The following is a 16,244-nucleotide window of genomic DNA, read 5'->3' as shown; positions in this document are numbered from 1 at the left end:
TCTTTAGCGATCGCCGCTGGCCAGCTTCGGGCTCGGGAGCGCACCGGCCTGCACGATGTTCCGTGCGCCAGGGGTTGGCTCACTCGCCGCAGCTGCGGCAGCTGGCTCGACGACGATGGAGCGAACCTGCAGGGCCAGCGGATAGGTGACGGCGCCTTTACGCAGGGTTACCCACTCGTCCTTTACGTCAACGACATTCCAGCCTTGGACGGTCTCGCCGATCCGGCGATCCTCGAACTGGCCGCTGGCCGTATAGAAGCGGATAGTCGTGTCGGGATTAACACCGAAGATGGCGCGCACCTGCAGGCCCTCGGGAACGACCGGCTTCGGTACCGCCTTCACTTTTTTCTTCACTGGCGCCGCCACAACTGGCTTATCCTCGATGCCCTTCGCCTCGCGCAGCGCGCGGCGCTGCTTCTCGAATTCGACATCGCGCTGCATGTCCGCGAGCTGGCCGAGCGTGTACGTCTGCACTGGAGCTGCCGGCGCGGCCACGGCCGCCGGCGTTGCGCTCGCCATTGCGGCAGGCGTGGCTACCTGGGCGCTCGCCGCACACGGGAGCACCAGCGCGATCGAGGTCAGAAAGGCCTCAAGGATTCGTTTTTTTTGCATACAATTCTCCTGCCAGGGTGACTGCGCCGCTGCCGGCGGTGAGCGTTTTCCAATTGATGGCGTTGGTGAATACCCCACCAGCTGTCGGGATCTCAACCAGATCCCACAGGGGATAGGTCACGGCGACGCCAGTCGAACGCACGATCATGGGCACGGCGGCCTCGTTGATGCCCAGGTTCTGTGGGAAAACCTTGTATTCCTTGGTCAACGTGCCAGACACCTTCTGCGTCAGCACGAGCTTCTGGATTCGCGGCCAGAAAAGGAGCGGCGATTCGGTCTCATTGGCCAGGCCGTCGAGGCTCGGCACCGTCGCCGCCGGCAGATTCTGGAGCGTCATACTCACTTCCACAGTCTGTCCGTCCTGCCCGAAGGAAGTGACCACGAACTGGCGGCGCACATCCGCGATGAAGTCGTTGAACGTGGCCGAGCTGTCGGCATCCTTCTTGTAGCTGAAGGTGCAGGTGCCGCTGATAATGTCGCACGTGACCGGCGTCGAAATCTTGAAGCCGCCCACGTATTCCCTGACCTGACGAATGTGCTGCTGCATGGCGCGCGCGCGGCCCAGGCTACCCCATGGCTGGGTCGACCACTGGGCGTTCAGAGCGTTCTGATAGACGACACTTGGGGCCTGCTGCTGCGCCAGCGCCTGTGCATTCTTGGCACTTTGCGCGAGCTGATAGTCTTCCCAGGCCAGGTAACCCAGGAAACCGGCGCCGGCAATTACGATAGCCGTCGCGAGCTGGCGCACATCGGTGCCCACCGCGCGTACCGCAGGCACGGCTGCAGCATTCAGAGCCAGCTTTTCGAGGGTCAGGCTGTGCGCCACAGCACCCCAAGTGCCGTACAGAGCCGGCTCGCCAGTCGTTCCCAGCAGACGCAGCTGCTTTTCCCAGTGCTGTAGCGTCGATTCAACGGCTGAGGCTGGAACAACGACATCGAAGTCGCCTGGTGCGGGGTGGCCGTTGATGGACGTGCACATGGCGAAATCGGTTTCGCCTGGGATCTGCGCGATTAAAATCGCGCAGACGGGAAGGCTCGGCTGTGCGCTGAAGAGTTCTGCCAGCGAGTACACCTTGGCGAAGCGCGGCGCCTTGCTCAAGGCCCGCTTTTCCGAAGCAGTCAGGTATCCCCAAGCATTGCGCGTGCTGCCCGCTGCATGGGTCGCCTTCTTTGCGGAGATAAGCGCACTTTCGCTGACGGCACCGATGCCCTTCGCGGGCTTGGCGAATTTCGACAGGAACGACTTGCTCTTTTTCGCGCTTTGCTTTTCCGACTCTGGATAGAGCCAGTGCATCCCAGCAAGCAGGAGCACTCCGTCGGCTTTGATAATCTGCGCCATTGAATACCCTGTGCTATCAACGCAACCGCATCGTGACGACCAAGTAATACTGGTCGTCCGCGCTATTGCCACCGATGTTGCCCCCGAAAATGGCCGACACGTGCTTATCCAGGGTCTGATCAGTGCCTTCATTGGTGCGACCACTGATGGATGCCACGACGCGCGATTCCCCGTTGGCCAGCGTGACGCGTTGACGCGCCAGCTCGGTGTCTTTGTCCAGCAGCTGAACCGTGGTTTGGCTGTCGCCTTTGCCACTAGTGTTGGTGCCGAACGGGTTCTTGACCGATTCGCGGATCGAGATGTCGACGGTCGCTTCCGACTCGCCAGTGAGGGCCGGTACCAGCATCAGGGTGCGACCGGCGTTCTCTGTTTTCGTTTTTTGGCCAGAAGACACGCCAGACAGCGATGACGCTGCCGATACCTCGTTCACGTAGTCGAAGGTCTTGTTAGCGGCATGCATCACACCGATACGGTTCTGGGTTTCCAGCATAAAGCGGCGTACGACGGTCGCCTGCCCGGTCTCGTTGAGAGCCGAAATCAGCGCCTGCGAACCTGCGAAACGGTTTTGCCCATCCTCGCCGCCCATCAGGGTAGTGCCGAGGATGCCGGCGCCCTGCTGGATCGCCTGCACCGGAGCCAGGTAATTCGTGCTGACATCCTTCAAGGCCTTTGCGCGCTGATACACGACTTGCCAGTTGAGTCCGGTCTTGCCCGCGTTCTTGCTGGAGTAGCGAACGACTTCGACGTCGAAGATCACGCCGCGGTTCATCAGGCGCTTCTCGCTGTCGATGTATTCGCCGATCTTGTCCAGTGCTTCGGGCGTATCGGTGACGGTCAGGGAGCCAGTTGCCGGGTTGTAGGTTGGCTCGGGCGCGCCCTTGCTCATCCACTGCTTGATGCCGGGAATGAGGGATTTCGGCGCATCTATCTCCTGGAAGGTCGACTTCATGCTGGAAGTGGCGCTGAAACCGCCTTCACCACCACCACTGTCTACGCTCATCGTGCCGCCGGCCGTTGCCGCTGCCACACCGATCACGTAGCGGCGAGTGGTCGTGCGGAAGAATTCCAACTGGCCGTTCTCGAACTCGGTATGCACGCGATAGCGCGCCGCGAGCTGCTCGAACAGCGGCACCAAGCTACCTTTCGACGCCACCGGGATTGTGACGGACACGACTTTTCCAGCTTCATCGAGCAAGGCGTCGGGCTTCACGCGCACCGGGATGCCGGTAGCGACATTGATCTTCTGTGCGAAGTCGGCCAGCGGGATGATGGTATTTCCGTTCGTGTCGAGCACGTTATCGGCGAAGCGGAGATTGACTTGGGCTTCGCGACGCAGCGCGGCCGGCCACTGGGTCGACTTGTGTGGCGTGATCTGACGGCTGCCGGTGTACGGTGTGTCGACGTCCTCGACCATACCGCGCACAGCCGCTTCCTTGCGCTGCTTGTCCAGGCGCCACTCGGCGATCGTGCCTTCGTTCGATTTCACGGTCGAGTGCGCCTTGACCGAATCATTGTGCGCCGAGAAGCCAGCGCAGCCTGCTAGGGCGAGGGAGGCGGCGATAACGGTCAGCCGCAATGTGAAGGTCGTGGCCATCAGATGTTTCCTTTGCAGCGCTCGTCGAACTTGATGATGCGCAGAACATTTTTCGGTTTGTTAGGGTGAATGCAGGCGCGCACGCGCGTGCTGCCGGCCTGTTCGGTCTGGCTGGTCTGCACGGAGGTCAGCAGGTCGCGCACGGCGACGCGCATGTCGGTGCCCCAGTCGTTCTCAGCACTGATCTGGTATTCCACGCCGCTCGGCTCCCACACGTACTGCATGTTTGCCTGTGCGGCCCAGCGCTGGAGCACGGCCGAGACCTGGTAATCGGAGCCCGTCGTGGTAAAAGAGGCTGGTGCCGCCGGCGCCGGCACTGCTGCGCCACGTGGCGCCGCTGCGCCCAGGCCATCAGTCGCCTGAGCGCCAGGTGCGCGCACTGGCGCGACAGGACGGTCGCTGATCGTCACCCGTTTGTTCGCCTGGTCGACGCCGATGCGCACTTGAGCGCCGACTGCCGCCTGGCCCAGCAGCTGAGCCCAGGTACCCGAGCCGCTGATCTTGACGTGTTTCTTGCGCAGCTCGGGAGCCGCGTAATCGATCTTCACGTCACCAGGGACGATGTCCGCAATCAGGTCTTCAACCGAGATCGACTTGTAGTTGACTTCGATAACCGCGTCGCTTTTGCGGTTGTCGACAAAGGCTGCGTACGACGAACCGGCGCCCATCATGAGGGCCATCAGAAGTGCTAATTTTGTGATTTTCATTTGCTTTACTCTCAATATTTTCCGGTTCGTACATATCGCCAATACCGCGGCGTGCGGGCCAAAATCACTCCTCGGCGGAGCCAGTAGCGCGCCCTGCGCCACAACCACTGCATCGAGCGTCCACGGAACGACATGTAGAAACTGACCCCGGCGTAACACATCAAGAACACGATCGTCGCGTAGTGGAAGACGACCGCCGCCAGCAGGATCGGGAACACGACGGAGCCGTCGATCTTCCCGATCTTTGTTCGGTACCCTGCGTTTCGCCAGTCCATCAGCCCCTCGCCTTGTCGAAGTAGAGTTGCGCCTCCTGGCGACCCATCTGGGTGATCTCGCGGAACTGCCGAAGGCTCATCTCACCGCTGCGGATATATGGAACGCACTGCGAGGCGAAGTCCTGTCCGTGCTCGATCAGATAGTTGCGCACGAAGCGCGACCAGCGCGCGTACGGCCACTCCTCGCTCTGCAGCGCATCCTTGATGTCGGAATCGAAGGCGATCCACGAGGTCAGAGGAACCACCGGGCCGTTGTCCAGCTTGATAATCTTGCGCGAGCAGATCATGCGCAGCGCGCCGAGCATCTTGGAAGCCGCGGCTGAGCGCACCTCGGGCGGGAACATCTCGACCAGGCGGAACACCGTCTCGTTCGGGGTATCCGCGTGGATGGTGGCCAGCACCGCGTGGCCGGTGATCGCCATCTCGACGGTCTTGTCGGCCGTCTCCTGATCGCGAACCTCGCCCATGAGGAGAATGTCGGGCTTGGAGCGCATCGCCGCCGGCGCCGCGCGGTGCCAGCCATGCAGGTGCTTACCGATCGCCGCCTGGGCGACCAAGGGGCCGCGGCCCAGACCGGCCATGCCGTAGCTGATTTCGATCGGCTCCTCGAATGTCTGGATGCTGGGTGCAGGCGATTCTTTGGTGCGCTCATGTAGAACAGAAGCGATCAAGGTCGTCTTGCCCGAGCCGGTGGCGCCGCTGACCAGTACCAGGCCTTTATCGACCAGCATGTCGTCGGCGACGCCTTCAGGCAGCCCTTGCTTATGCAGTTCCGGAAGGTTTTCCGTGATGGTACGCATGGTGATCGACACACCATTTTTCTCGCCGCCGACGCGAGCAGCGATTGCATGCAGTCGCAGACGGACGAGAGCACGGTCGGCGCCTGGGCGGAAGAATTCTGGATCCTCGTCGACCTCGTCGCCCTTACCGAGCTTCGGGATCGCAGCCGGGCCGCAAAGGGTAGACAGGATCTTCTTGGCCTCAGTGTCTTCGAGGGTGCGGGTCGTCAGCGGGTACCAGCTGCGGCGCCAGTACACGGTGACGTAATCGTTGCTCTGGACTTTGATGTCGGAGCAGCCCTGGTCGAGGGCGGCTGTGATCATCTGATGCGTCTCACGCTCACCGAATCCAGCATGCAAGGTGAACGGAGTGAGCCCCTCGACAGTCGCCGGCGTCATTTCGTGGCCTTCCAGTCGGTACCGTTGCCGTTGAATTCAGGCTGCGCGGTGATGAGGAAAACCGAGTCGCCGATGATGATCGTGTTCGGATCCGGGCGGCTGACGCTATCGGTGGCCGCGGCGAACTTCGGCGCGCTCACCAGGCCACGGCCGTACAGCGTGTAGAACAGGCGCATGCCGTTGAAATCGCGCTCCAGGCGCGCCAGGTTGAGCTCGAAGATCTTGCGCGATTGCTGGCGCCCTTCCGCGTGCGCGGCCCGCACGATCGACTCCCAGTACGCCTTCTCGACGTCGTCCTTCGGCAGGATGTTGCGCTGCGCGTCGCCGACGATCTGGTCGTCGTTGTCGGTGAGGCCGAGGTAGAGGTAATTGCGCCAGTTGTTCTGGTTGAAGGTCGACGGCGAGACGATGCGGTACATGCGTCCTTGGACGCGCATCGAGTATTCGGTGATGGCGATGACGTCGCGGGCTTCCTCGATCACTGGTGGCAATGCGCCCGAAGGAAACGTCAGCGATCCGAAGTTGAACTTCGTGTCTAGGATGGTCTTTTCCTTCGCGATCTCCGCGACGATCAAGCGGCTTTCGTCTGCCAGTCCCGCGCGCATACCGAGGCCCACTCCCAGCTGCTTGAGAGCTGCGGCGCGCACTTCGGAGATGCCGGAAGGGATGGTGGAAACGCGATTCGACGCAGACAGAACCTTTTCCAGGTTCGACTGCGTCGAGGAGGGAGCGGCGGTCGCCAGTGGAGCTAGGGCGGCACAGGCGCACAGCACCGCGGCCCGGATAAGATGTCTCGCCATGTCAGTACAGCTTCGAGCGGAGTTCGATGGAGGAATCGTTCAGGATCACGTCGGCACGGCCTCCGCACTGTTCGCCAATCGCGGCCAGAGCGTCGGTCAGCGTGACGTCCCGCAGCTTGATGAAAACAGGCAGCGCCAGGCGAGGTTGCGGCCCGGTGTGCTTGAAATTCAGCTTCTGGGCAGCAGCGATGCGCGCCAGGATTTCTGCTGCGTCGCCTTCCCAGATCACCGACATTGTGTTGCCGGCCAAGCTCGCGGGCGTCGCTGCATCGGCCATCTCTGCTTTCTTCGCATCAGCCCGCACTGCGGCTTGGACGATTGAAACCCGGACACCAGGAGTGTCGTCTGGTTTTGCAGGAGGCGGCGGCGACGCGCAAGCACCGAGCATACCAACGACGACCAGCGCGATCGCCGAGCGGGTTTTCGTGGAAGTGGTGCGCGTCATTTGTTCTGTCCTGTAGCCATAAAATGAATCAAGTCCGTAATTTAACCTGTCACGTGCCATAGCGCAAGAAAAAGGATGCATTCAGGCAATTCGTGTAGCTGGCAGAGAACGCAGAGAAGGCGCGCACGGCCGTGGAGCAAGCGCGTGCAGATCGTGGCCACGGCGATTGGCCTGGCAAAGCTAAGGCTTCCATGTGCACAGCTGCTGGCCGGCGACAGTTCGTTTTTGCTTTTCGCTTTTGACGTTGGGTTTTAAAGTTTTTTCTTCAAAAAAAAGCAACAACGACGACAGGCCGACGACAGGCGGCTTGTTGTTGTTAACTTTAAAAAACAACACCTTTAAAATCGTTTACGTTCCCCAGAGCTACAGCCAGTGCGGGTTACAGAAGAGTTTCGCCATAGTTTACGGGGCGTCATGCCATAGTTTCCGGGGCGAAGCGCCATAGTCCTCGGGGTATCGCCATAGTTTACGGGGCGTATTGCCATAGTTTTCGGGGCGGTTTTCGAGGGAATCCAGGCTATTGCCATACTCTTCGGGGCAGACAAAAATGCATCATTGCCATCTTTGTAATGGTGGTTGTCATCTCAACCAGTTGCTTTATAGCAATAACGTCTTGCCAGTCACAAAATACGTGCAAAACGTGCAATCTTGCGGATATTTACTTGCTCCTGATCCAAGGAATTAACAAAAGTTGCATAGGATTTAACAAAACGGGTTGACAGCTACCATTTTCAATGATCGTGCTATGTGGATGCCACATAGGGAAAATTCCCATTTTCGCCAGCTGTGGTCGTGTCATATGGTTGCCTTCTGCAGCGGTAGTTGTGCATTGCACCACTCAAGGGTCGCGCTAATGCCATAGTTTTCGGGGCGTGGTTGCACAAAAGCACCTAGAACATCCCGTAATGCCATAGTTTTCGGGGCGGATCACCACGTTTTTTAGGGGGCAAATGCCATGAGTGCATTTTTTGGCATTCAATTGCCATAGTCTTCGGGGCCAATGCCATAGTTTTCGGGGCGTGGTTGCACGGCCGGACGTTTCAACGTGCTTTACCATCCGCCTGCCCGTGTCGCTGGAACCCATCACACCCTGGAGCACGGGAAGCTAAATGCATCGAATTGCCATACTCACTGTTGTGAGACTATGGCTTCAACTGATAGCATTTCAGCAGTCCGAGAAATCCTGGAGTCGTTATGCCCCGCAAAACAGCAGCAAGCCCCGCAGATCAGCCATCTGGTGTGGCCAGTGAACTAGCCGAAGGCACGCCTTCGGCCGAGAGTGGTTCTCTCACCACAGTAGTCGTACGCTCAGCCATCCGTCGCGGTGAGATCGTAGGAGGGAAGCAGGAGGTGAAGAAACACGTCGCTGCCATCCACACCTCGGGTGAGCTGGGACTCGTCGAGCGCAAGCTGGTGAACATCCTCCTGCTCAACGCGTACGACGAGCTTGCGACGGCGCGGCAGCACCGGCTGCCCACGAAGATGCTGATGGCAATGCTTGGGTGGACTGAGAGTGACGATACTGTCGGCCTGAAAAAATCCTTGCTGCAAATTGTCACCACCCCAGTGGAGTTCGATCTGATGGAGACAGGGGACTCGCCGACGAAAAAACCTCGTTGGACAGCGACTGCGCTTCTCGCATCAGCTGACCTGGAAGACGGCTTCTGTGTGTATGAGTATTCGACACGCCTGGCAGAGGAGCTGGCCGATCCTGACGTCTACGCAATCATCAACGTAGGCATCCAGCGGCAGTTCAAGTCGGGCTACGCCCTTACGCTCTACGAAAATTGCGTCCGCTTCCGGCGCACGGAATCGACTGGTTGGATGACCGTCGAGATCTTCCGTAAGCTCATGGGCGCCACCTCCCCTACTTACGACGATTTCCGCCGTTTGTCGGAGCTCGTGATCAGCAAGGCCGTCAAGGAAGTCAACAAGGTCTCCGACATCGAGATCGCGGTCGAATACGAGCGCAAGGGGCGCAAGGTGACACGCCTTCGTTTCGCAGTCGCGGAGAAGGCCCAGGCGACGATCTTTACCGAAAACGAAAATGCGGTCGAAGAGGTCAAAGCCGGCGAGACGTTCAAGCGGTTGCGCGCGCACGGCATCGGGGAGAAGCTGGCGATCGCCTGGGTGCTCACCGACGAGCAGCGGGCGAAGGCGGCGCTGGACATTACGGAACAGCGCGCGCGCGGTGGCCAGATCAAGTCCAATACCGGCGGCTACGTGCGTCGGCTTATCGAGGACATGACCATCGACCTGTCCGGTACCGCTTTCGAGCAGCAGCTGGAAGCCGAAGCTGCCGCGCAACGCGCAGCCGCTGCAACGGCCGCGGCGCAGAAACAGCAGGGCGATGCGGCGCGCCAGGCCCGCAGCGATCAGATTCGCGCACTCGTCGAAGGTCTATCGGTCGAGGAAATGAAAGCGTACGCGAACGAATATATTGCCTTGGCCGGCGCTGACAAGGCGACCAGCTACGACGCGAGCACAGGTGTGTTCAAGAAGGCCATGGAGAAGGTTCCCTTCATGGCCTGGCTGCGTCCTAAGGTCGCGGAAAAGAATGGTCTCGGTTCTGATCCTGAAACAACGCTTGTCAGTTAACGCCGAAACTGAGAAATAATACCGATTCGTTGAGTTTTCATCGAATCGGTTGTATGCTCCACGGAATGTTGTTTACTTGCCACTGGCTACCGCAGTGGCTAACTTCCCTGGAGCCTCGATGGAACCCGGTAACGCCCCCCTGCCGCAGAATGTAATTCCTCTCTTCCCAAGAGTCACCGCTGACGATCTGAATAATGTGGCCGAGCGATCGGCCAGAATGCTGCAGCGTATCCGCGACTCCATGCTTCAGCCGCATCCGCGGAAGGAGCCCCCCGTCTTTCCAAGCAACAAGGTTCAGGCGCTATGCGGAATCGACAAGACGAAGATGTCGAATCTGCTCAAGGCGGGCAAGCTGCCGCAGGGAACGCAGGACGGCAAGGGGAAGATGCGCCGTTTCACTCTGGCCGAGACGATCGAGTGGGTAGCAGCTACGCTCAAGCCGAAGAAACGTGCGAAGGGCCAGAAGGGCAAAATCATCACCGTCGGCAACTTCAAGGGCGGTGTCACCAAGACCACCACTGGCATGAATCTGGCCCAGGGGTTGGCGCTTCGCCGCTGCCGACGCGTGCTACTCATTGATCTTGACCCTCAAGGGTCGTCGACGACCCTCTACGGTATCAACCCCAATGCGGAGGTCGACCACGCCCAGACCGTCTTGCCCTTGATCGAGGGCACAGAGAAGGATCTGCGCTATGCCCCGATGAAAACGTACTGGGAAAATCTGGATCTCATCCCAGCTTCGGCCGACCTCTTCAATGCGGAGTTCATCCTGCCAGCCCAGGTTCACCAAGGCGACGTTGGGTTCGAGTTTTGGCAGGTCTTGCGCAAGGGTATTGAGCCGCTCCTGGACGAATACGACTACATCATCATCGACACCGCGCCGACCCTGTCTTACCTGACGATCAATGCCCTTTTCGCGGCTGACTCGATGATCATTCCCGTTGTCCCCGACGTCCTTTCCTACTCTTCCATGGTGCAGTTCTGGTCGTTGTTTGCCGACCTGGTGAACGGCATGAAGCGCTTCAGGAGCAAAGGCCCCACGAAGTCGTTCGATTCGATTGAAATCCTCATTTCGCGAATGCCAAACAAACAGACGGCGCAGGTTGTACGCGACTGGATCAGGAAGACCTACGGCGACTACGTGTGCCCGGTCGAGATTCCAGAAACCGAGCTGGCCCGCACGTCGAGTACCGAGTTCAAGACCATCTACGACATGCCGAATTACGACGGAGCAGAGGCGTATCGCAGAATCCGCGAGCCATACGACAACCTGGTCGACCTGGTGGACGATCGCACGTGTCGGATGTGGGAACACGAAGAACAGCAAGCAGTAGCATAGGACGGACAGCAATGACAATGCTCAAAGATCAGGCCGCACGTGCGGCCAGCGTAAATCTTGACGATGACGGGCCGATCGTGCGAGGAGCACCTGTGGCCGAACGCGAACCGAAAACGGCGCCTGGCCAGCTCATGAGCCTCCAGGGAAAATACAGGGACGCGCTAGAGAAAATCGAGCAGCTGCAGAAAGGCGGCGTTGCGATGGATCTCGATCTGTCGCGCATCATCAAAGTGCCCGGCCGGCAGCGTCCACTGACCCCTGATGAACGCGCCGAGCTCAAGGCCAATCTCAAGAAAAACCCGCTTGCGCACCCTGTAACAGTGTTGCCAGAGACAGAGGCAGGTTTCGAGCTGCTCTCCGGCTATAACCGCGTCGACATCTACGAGGAGCTCGATCGGAAAACGATCAAGGCATTCGTGATCGACGTGGAGCCGGAGAAGGTCAAAGTGTTGGCCTTCTATGCCAACTTGCTCGCCCCTTCCCTGCCCGACTTCAAGAAGTATCAGGGGCTCAAGGAACGCCAGGAGGAGACCGGCTTCACCTATGAACAGCTGGAGGAAGAATCAGGCATGAGCCTGTCGACGATCTCTCGACTATTCCAGTTCGATAGCCTGCCGGCAGCGGTTCACCAGGTACTTGAGCGGAACCCATTCGTCCTGGGCGCCACGGCCGCGGTGGGCTTGGCCAGGGCAGCGGAGGCCGGCCGCGGTGACCTGGTACTCGAAGCCGTGAACAAACTGGTCGAGGCAGCCGGTAACAAGGAGATCAAGTTCACCGAAGAGAACGCCGTCGCTTACGCCAATGGATCGAAGCCTGCAGCCGCCAAGCCGCCGGCGCGCCCTGAGCTGGTGGTCAAGCAGGGCAAACGCAACTTCGCCAAGCTCTCCGTGCGCGGCGACCAGGTAACGATCAAATTCGCTGATCCGGCAGCTCTGCCCGACGACTGGGCCGAGCGGTTCAAGCGGTTCATCGAACAGGAAATCGGCAAGGACGTCGGCTGATGGCGCCCTGCCCTGTGGAAAAGGAAGAATCATGAACTAGATCTCGCTGCGGTAAAACACGAGTCCAGAAAAGACAAAAGCCCAGGTCGCCAAACCTGGGCCTTGCTTTTGAGAAGACTTTGACCTGCTCCGTCCCCCAACTACACACCGACGCCAATCGGTCTATAGGTGCTTGATAAGCCTGCAGTGTAGCAAAGAGACGGTCGCTGTCAAGTCTCGGGGACTCTTTTTCTCTACGAAAAGGAGCTTTCATGCTGCACTACCAGTTAATGGCAGGCCGCGCCGTCGCGCTTGCCCGCCCTCTCCCGCTTCCATTGATCGAAGCGCGAGCCCACGTATTCCACGATCTTGCATGCCTCGACCTGAACCAGACGGCCCGCCGCGTGCTGTTCGGGATCCTCACGTTTGTCCGGGTGAACGCGCCCACCAAAGAGATCTTCCCCCGGCGAGACACGCTTCGTGCTGAAGCTCTGCTCCACTCCGATTCGACGCTCTATCGCGGCCTGGCTTTGCTCGAACAAAAGGGCTACATCACACGTGCGCAGTCCCGCAAAATACGTGACGGAAGGTTCTATCTCTCACCGATCCATCTCACCGTGAAAGCTCTGGTAATGCTCGGCCTGGGGGACGTTATCCACAGCGCTCCGTCTACCAAAGTGGGAGACGGCCATAAAGAGAAGGAACTTACCAAAAAGAGTCAGTCTATTCAGAAAACAACCGGTAGCCCAGATTCGGTGAAGAGTAACGAAATTGACCGCGAAACACGGCTTCCAATCGAGCTGGTGCCGTTGCTTGCCCAGGGCGTAAAGCGCTCGGCCGTGTGCTGGCTGATGGCCAAAGCCAAGGCCGCCGGCGTTCGCCTGGGCCACGTCCTTCAGGTCGTGTCCGGAAACATCGCGGCACTGCGCGGCCGAGAGGTTGTCGGGTACCTCTCCTCCATGCTTCGCAAGAACGTGGACTTCGCCTGGGTTGCGGGACAAGCGCGGGAAGCGAACGCAGCAGCGCGCACAAACAAGGTCGCGCAGGAGAAGCTGGCCACGCTCGACGCTCGGTACGACGGGTACAGCGTTTGGGCCGAGGATGGGTCACTGCTCGGCGTGTTCGAGGCCGCGAGTTCGCCTTGCCAGCTCGCGCTCATCCGATCGCCAAACGGTTCGGCTCCGGTCAACCTGCGTTTCGCTAGGGCCTGGGTCGACGGCAAGGTGCGCCTGGCGCCTTCACGGCACGCACCAGGTGGAGAGGGCGCCGGCGAGTCCGATGAATGGTAAGGCGTCGATGCGTGCCTGCTGCTGGAGTGCCAGGCGCAGGCCCTTCCGGGCGAACCCGGCCCCGCTTAACCGGCGTGGTGCCGCTGGCACCTATGACGGCACCGCGCCAGCCGCGTACACTGCAGCGCTAAACGCACGTAGGGCTGGACGAGCTGCATCCTGCCCTGCCCTTGCCCATCAACCATATGAGATGACCTCCTCATGGCGATACCGAACCTGAACCTGGCTGAATTTGAATCGATCGAAATGGACTTCACCGGCACTGCTTGTTGGGCAAGTGTTCCGGCCGTGCCAGGATGGTATGCAATCGAAACGGACGCGCCGCTTGACGTGCTGGCCAAGTGCCCAGTGCCAGCCGCCGGCGGCCGTCACTATCTGATCGCCAAGCGTCTGCAGGATGCACAGTTCCTGATGGAACAGGGAGCTGTGATCGTTCCCGCTAGTGAAGGGGCGTTGTACATCGTGTACTCGGGCGAGCACGGCGATCTGAAGGCGAGAGCTCGCGAGCACATTCGGGGAAGTAAGGGAACCGGCTGCCTGTCGCTTTCGCAGTACGAAGTGGCCGCCGCCTATCGATGGACTTTCTATTACCGGCCGTGCGAAGTACACGTCCCCGGCAGCGCCGGCAACAAGACGCTCCGTAATTATCTGGAGCAGAAATGGCGGGCGGAGAACGGTTGGCCGATTCTGTGCTCCAGATAGGCGTTGCCAACGCTCTTTCGGCCGGATTGCAGCGGCGCAGGATGGCCGCAAGAGTTCGCGACGTTTCCCAAGTTGGGAAGTCTTTAAAATCAATGACTTACCAAAAACTCAAAATTACGGAGAGTCGTGCGGTGAAAATGGGAGCTAGGCAGGGAAGGGCGGAGCAGCTTTTCCCAAGTTGGGATTCCTTAAAAATCAAGAACTTACGAAAAGTCCAAGATTTTCAAGGAAGGGCAATTCAGTGTGCGAGGTTGCGGAGGTTGCCAAGCAGTTGGCTATCAAGCTGATTCGCTGGAGCGGGGGTGGTTGCCACGGGCGCGCCAGCGGTCGACGGCTCGAAAGCTGCGGCCGCGACCGCAGACGGCAAGGGTGTCTCAATCGCGACTGGGCGCGGTGACGGTGCCAGGGCGGCACTAACCGATGGGGCTGGCTGCGATGTCGAAGGCTGTGCTACAGGAAGGCTTGCCTCTGGAGCGGTTGCAGCTGAGACTGGCACGGAATGAACCGCGAGCTGCGCAGTAGCCGACGTTTCTGTACCAGCCGGCCGTCCCGCCTGGAACAGCGTGTTGCCGTCCAGGCGAAAGCCTGCTTGCTCGCACATGTAACCCAGCTCAATCCACCGCCGCGCCTCGGCTTGGCGATCCGCGCCCTCCGCAGTTAGCCGATCGATGATGATCCTGCCGACGAGCGTGGGCCGGAGAAATAAGCGGAAGTTGAAGTGTGCCATTGCAGTTCGCCGTTAAGCCGCTTTTTTACGGGCGCCAGCTGCGATGGTCGGGACTTCCTCGACAGCCGGAACGTCAACCGTCCGGTCTTCGGCCGAGAGCAGGAAATTCGCGAACTTCCACATGCCGCGCGCATTGGCGAACTCTGGATCATCTGCGACCAGGCATTTGCCCTGGAAGATGCTGGCAAAAGCAGTATCGCCGAGAGCGCTGCGAATAAGTGCGGTGCCCCCGCCAACGAAGATCACCGCGCCCAGATCGGAGCCGTCGCCTGTCTTAGCAACAAAGAACTGCGCGACCTCGCCAACATACTCCTGGACTGCCTGCTCGACGATCTGGGAGACGTCGTGCGATTCGCCGAAGAATTCGTATTGCTTGGTGCGCAGGGCTTCCTCGACGTATTTGGCTGGTGGATCGTTGCTCAGATTGAACTGGGACTTCAGGCGAGCACCGACCTTGGTGATCAGGTTCAGGACGCCAATGTTCTCCGTGCCGCTACGGTGGCCATACACACCGCCCACGTTCTCGATCACGACAGCGATGTCGAGCGTCTTGCCGCCCATATCCACAACCGCCACAGGGCGACGGGCGATGATCTGCTGGATGCTCGCGTTTTGGGTGCCGTCGTGATTGATCAGTGCATCGTAGAACGCGGCGATGGCTTCGCTGACCACCTTCTGGCGCACTATCTTGGCCAGTGGTGCGCCGGCTCCGATACGGGTAACAGGCTTAGCCAGGCTCTGCATCTTGTTCTCGATCAGCTCGACGTTCGGCTTGCTGTCCTTGTAATACTGGTCGACTGGCAGTCCAGTGACCAGGTAGAGCGATTGGCCGCCGAGGCCGACGTCGGACAGGGCATGGTTGACCAGGGTGCGGTTCAGGTCAGAGACGGGGTAGTTCACCATGCGGGTGTCCATCGTGCGCAGCAGCGCCTGGCCGGTAGCAACGGTGAACTGCTGGCCTTCGGTCTCGTAGGCCGAGCCATGCTGATTGCCGACCGACATGACCTGCTGCAGACCGGCGCTGGCACGAGACTTATGATAGCCGTAGTGATACGTGCCAGTGGCCGTGTCGTAGCCGAAGCAAGTTTTGATCGTGTCGTGGCCGTCGTCCTGGCCGATACCCATGAGTTGCTGTTTCATCTTCGTTCTCCGTTGCAAAGTGGCGAGGCGCCGAGTTGTTACGTTTTATGACTACGTGACGACACTTTACAGGACGGGAGAAGGTTGTCAAGTTGCAAGGGGTTGCAACCACGCCCTTTTCGGCCCCTTAGTGCATTTTCTATGCCGCGAAAGCTCATAACAGGCACGAAAAGCCACTGTGGAAGGATGCATTCAAGGTCTCTCAAGGCCCGCGCCAGCCCTTGACTGCATCGGAAATGCGGAAAAATGCACTTCCGGCATGCGCAGCGCGACTCAACGAATAGTGGGGGTGCGCCGCTGTGGTTAAACCGAATAGTCAGTATATCTTCCAATACCACTGCTCATTATAAATATACTGTCCAATATAATGAGCCTAGTTATATAAGGGCGGTCTCCCGATATAACGCAGAGTGGCTCCCTTATACCGTTAGAGCACGCGCAGTAGCGCTGGCGCCGTCGCGGCCCAGGTGAGGAGGGCAGGTGCTCGAAGCCTTGCTTCGTTCGCGCTGCTCCTGGCCT

The 16,244-nt window shown here is 59.5% G+C and carries 13 protein-coding genes; 5 read left to right on the top strand and 8 right to left on the bottom strand.

The window, feature by feature from the left end:
• Positions 1-3: 3 nt before the first annotated feature.
• From ACFPOU_RS08155 to ACFPOU_RS08125, 7 genes are all read right to left on the bottom strand, one after another.
• Positions 4-612 carry a hypothetical protein gene (locus ACFPOU_RS08155; protein WP_379719326.1) on the bottom strand — a complete coding sequence of 203 codons (609 nt, stop codon included), beginning with the start codon at positions 610-612 and terminating at the stop codon, positions 4-6.
• Positions 590-1,951: a hypothetical protein gene (locus tag ACFPOU_RS08150; protein ID WP_379719324.1), complete on the bottom strand. Its 1,362-nt coding sequence runs from the start codon at positions 1,949-1,951 to the stop codon at positions 590-592. Before ACFPOU_RS08150 ends, ACFPOU_RS08155 begins: the two co-directional genes overlap by 23 nt.
• Before the next feature lie 16 nt (positions 1,952-1,967).
• A complete protein-coding gene (locus tag ACFPOU_RS08145) occupies positions 1,968-3,545 on the bottom strand; it encodes a hypothetical protein (protein ID WP_379719322.1) in 1,578 nt (525 codons plus the stop codon).
• Positions 3,545-4,354: a TcpQ domain-containing protein gene (locus ACFPOU_RS08140; protein ID WP_379719320.1), complete on the bottom strand. Its 810-nt coding sequence runs from the start codon at positions 4,352-4,354 to the stop codon at positions 3,545-3,547. The genes ACFPOU_RS08145 and ACFPOU_RS08140 overlap by 1 nt, the downstream gene beginning before the upstream one ends.
• A 172-nt stretch (positions 4,355-4,526) precedes the next feature.
• Positions 4,527-5,705 (bottom strand): ATPase, T2SS/T4P/T4SS family, encoded by a 1,179-nt coding sequence (locus tag ACFPOU_RS08135; protein WP_379719318.1) that lies wholly within the window; start codon positions 5,703-5,705, stop codon positions 4,527-4,529.
• Positions 5,702-6,505, bottom strand: coding sequence for a type IV secretory system conjugative DNA transfer family protein (locus ACFPOU_RS08130; RefSeq protein ID WP_379719316.1), 804 nt, complete (start codon positions 6,503-6,505; stop codon positions 5,702-5,704). The genes ACFPOU_RS08135 and ACFPOU_RS08130 overlap by 4 nt, the downstream gene beginning before the upstream one ends.
• 1 nt (position 6,506) lies before the next feature.
• Complete coding sequence (locus ACFPOU_RS08125) at positions 6,507-6,950, bottom strand: DotD/TraH family lipoprotein (protein ID WP_379719314.1); 444 nt, start codon at positions 6,948-6,950, stop codon at positions 6,507-6,509.
• Between the two features lie 1,350 nt (positions 6,951-8,300).
• On the opposite strand from ACFPOU_RS08125, the gene ACFPOU_RS08120 reads away from it, so the two are divergent.
• From ACFPOU_RS08120 to ACFPOU_RS08100, 5 genes are all read left to right on the top strand, one after another.
• Positions 8,301-9,548 carry a replication initiation protein gene (locus ACFPOU_RS08120; RefSeq protein ID WP_379719312.1) on the top strand — a complete coding sequence of 416 codons (1,248 nt, stop codon included), beginning with the start codon at positions 8,301-8,303 and terminating at the stop codon, positions 9,546-9,548.
• A gap of 118 nt (positions 9,549-9,666) precedes the next feature.
• Positions 9,667-10,887, top strand: a complete 1,221-nt coding sequence (locus tag ACFPOU_RS08115; protein WP_379719310.1) for an AAA family ATPase — start codon at positions 9,667-9,669, stop codon at positions 10,885-10,887.
• Between the two features lie 11 nt (positions 10,888-10,898).
• Positions 10,899-11,888, top strand: a complete 990-nt coding sequence (locus ACFPOU_RS08110; protein WP_379719308.1) for a ParB/RepB/Spo0J family partition protein — start codon at positions 10,899-10,901, stop codon at positions 11,886-11,888.
• Between the two features lie 251 nt (positions 11,889-12,139).
• Positions 12,140-13,156 carry a hypothetical protein gene (locus tag ACFPOU_RS08105; RefSeq protein WP_379719306.1) on the top strand — a complete coding sequence of 339 codons (1,017 nt, stop codon included), beginning with the start codon at positions 12,140-12,142 and terminating at the stop codon, positions 13,154-13,156.
• Positions 13,157-13,357: 201 nt separating this feature from the next.
• The gene (locus ACFPOU_RS08100; RefSeq protein WP_379719304.1) at positions 13,358-13,858 is read left to right on the top strand and encodes a hypothetical protein; all 501 of its coding nucleotides are present in this window, start codon (positions 13,358-13,360) and stop codon (positions 13,856-13,858) included.
• Positions 13,859-14,597: 739 nt separating this feature from the next.
• On the opposite strand, the gene parM is transcribed toward ACFPOU_RS08100, so the two are convergent.
• Positions 14,598-15,725 carry a plasmid segregation protein ParM domain-containing protein gene (parM, locus tag ACFPOU_RS08095; RefSeq protein ID WP_379719302.1) on the bottom strand — a complete coding sequence of 376 codons (1,128 nt, stop codon included), beginning with the start codon at positions 15,723-15,725 and terminating at the stop codon, positions 14,598-14,600.
• Between the last annotated feature and the right edge of the window lie 519 nt (positions 15,726-16,244).

It is taken from the genome of Massilia jejuensis, from assembly GCF_042656795.1.
Classification (GTDB): domain Bacteria; phylum Pseudomonadota; class Gammaproteobacteria; order Burkholderiales; family Burkholderiaceae_D; genus Telluria; species Telluria jejuensis.
This window is presented reverse-complemented; position numbering and strand designations above follow the sequence as displayed.

What these genes read in the sequence shown, in the direction of transcription:
- ACFPOU_RS08100 (WP_379719304.1), top strand. Translation starts at nt 13,358, where the DNA reads ATGGCGATACCGAACCTGAACCTGGCTGAATTTGAATCGATCGAAATG.
- ACFPOU_RS08110 (WP_379719308.1), top strand. Translation starts at nt 10,899, where the DNA reads ATGACAATGCTCAAAGATCAGGCCGCACGTGCGGCCAGCGTAAATCTT.
- ACFPOU_RS08155 (WP_379719326.1), bottom strand. Translation starts at nt 612, where the DNA reads ATGCAAAAAAAACGAATCCTTGAGGCCTTTCTGACCTCGATCGCGCTG.
- ACFPOU_RS08115 (WP_379719310.1), top strand. Translation starts at nt 9,667, where the DNA reads ATGGAACCCGGTAACGCCCCCCTGCCGCAGAATGTAATTCCTCTCTTC.
- ACFPOU_RS08125 (WP_379719314.1), bottom strand. Translation starts at nt 6,950, where the DNA reads ATGACGCGCACCACTTCCACGAAAACCCGCTCGGCGATCGCGCTGGTC.
- ACFPOU_RS08150 (WP_379719324.1), bottom strand. Translation starts at nt 1,951, where the DNA reads ATGGCGCAGATTATCAAAGCCGACGGAGTGCTCCTGCTTGCTGGGATG.
- parM (WP_379719302.1), bottom strand. Translation starts at nt 15,725, where the DNA reads ATGAAACAGCAACTCATGGGTATCGGCCAGGACGACGGCCACGACACG.
- ACFPOU_RS08130 (WP_379719316.1), bottom strand. Translation starts at nt 6,505, where the DNA reads ATGGCGAGACATCTTATCCGGGCCGCGGTGCTGTGCGCCTGTGCCGCC.
- ACFPOU_RS08105 (WP_379719306.1), top strand. Translation starts at nt 12,140, where the DNA reads ATGCTGCACTACCAGTTAATGGCAGGCCGCGCCGTCGCGCTTGCCCGC.
- ACFPOU_RS08145 (WP_379719322.1), bottom strand. Translation starts at nt 3,545, where the DNA reads ATGGCCACGACCTTCACATTGCGGCTGACCGTTATCGCCGCCTCCCTC.
- ACFPOU_RS08135 (WP_379719318.1), bottom strand. Translation starts at nt 5,705, where the DNA reads ATGACGCCGGCGACTGTCGAGGGGCTCACTCCGTTCACCTTGCATGCT.